This is a genomic window from Psychrobacter sp., from assembly GCF_036731945.1.
Classification (GTDB): Bacteria; Pseudomonadota; Gammaproteobacteria; order Pseudomonadales; family Moraxellaceae; genus Psychrobacter.
The window spans coordinates 2,142-3,489 of the sequence record NZ_DAINDI010000049.1; the positions used below are offsets into that span (position 1 = coordinate 2,142).

The 1,348-nt window shown below is 42.9% G+C and carries 1 protein-coding gene; it reads left to right on the plus strand.

All coding sequences use genetic code 11. The features are described from left to right. Positions 1 to 505: 505 nt before the first annotated feature. A partial coding sequence (locus tag V7D75_RS10405; RefSeq protein ID WP_333614503.1) for a DsbC family protein occupies positions 506 to 1,348 on the plus strand: 843 nt, incomplete at its 3' end.

The window sequence follows — 1,348 nt, forward strand, 5'->3', positions numbered from 1 at the left end:
GGCGGCAACCTTCGTCATGACCGAAACATCATCGAGTATCACACTGATATCATCAAGTAGGGTTAATAAACTGGCACCAGCCATAGGGTCTCCTTAGAAAGTTAGAAAGTTAGAAAGAAAAATAATAATAGAAAAATTGTTTTAATAAATAATTTAATGTTGATGACAGTAGCCTACCTAGACATAAACCTAGATGAAATAGTACAAATGTATTTTATATCGGCTTTTTAATGGCTATCTGTAAATAATACATTTGTCGATAATATTTACCGTTAATAAAGTTGGCAATGTCAACAAATAGCCTTTAGTGGTTATTTCTAAAAATATGTTAATATAACCAGTATTGCTACTTATCTTTTATTATCAATAAATTGCACCTCATCCTTGAAATATATCGCGCTGACAACAAAATCTAGCGTATACAGGATAAGCGTTCATACACTATTTATGCCCCTGTTTTTATATCTATATCTTGCTTAGGCATCATCGCCTAAAGGAAATATCTATGTTTTTACCTTCTTTCTCTAAAGCCACTTCTGCTCGCGCGCTATTTTCACGCAAGCCTTTATCGCGGATGATGATGGGCGCATTGCTGGTCGCGATTGCCGCAGGCTGCTCGAATAATGCAGCTGATGCAACCAGCAATACAGGCATCGTCAATAGCGCCGAAGCCAAAGTCAGTACCGCACAAGTCGCCGACAACGATGCAGCAGTGGTCAAAGCCTTACAAGCAAATCTAAAAGCCTCAGGGATTGAAGAAGAAATCATTTCAGCTGTACCAACGGATATGGACGATATTTATTGGGTAACGGCATCGGGCTTACCATCGTTTTTTACCGATAAATCTGGCAAACATATTATCCAAGGACAAATCATCGCCGTTGGGCAAGATGCGCCAGTCGATATCAGTGGCGCTTTGGTTGCCAAAGCCGCGCAAGACGCTCTAAAAACGGTCGATAAAAAGGACATGGTTATTTATCCAGCAAAAGGCGCGACCAAATCGGTTGTTTATGCCTTTACCGATGCCGACTGCCCTTATTGCACCAAGCTTCATGAAGAAATGGGCGATATCAATGCACGCGGTATTGAAGTGCGTTATTTGGCATGGCCGCGTAGCGAAGGCAGTATTCCAAAAATGGAAGCGATTTGGTGTAGCGAAGATCGCAAGGCGGCGATGGATCAAGCAAAAATGGGTGCTAACGTTCAAGCGCCTAGCTGTAATAACCCGGTAAAAGAGCAAATCGAGCTTGGAATGTCGCTAGGGGTACGCGGCACGCCAGCTATCTTTACCGAGTCTGGCCAACAAATCGGCGGCTATCTACCGGCGGCGCAATTGGCGCAAACAGCG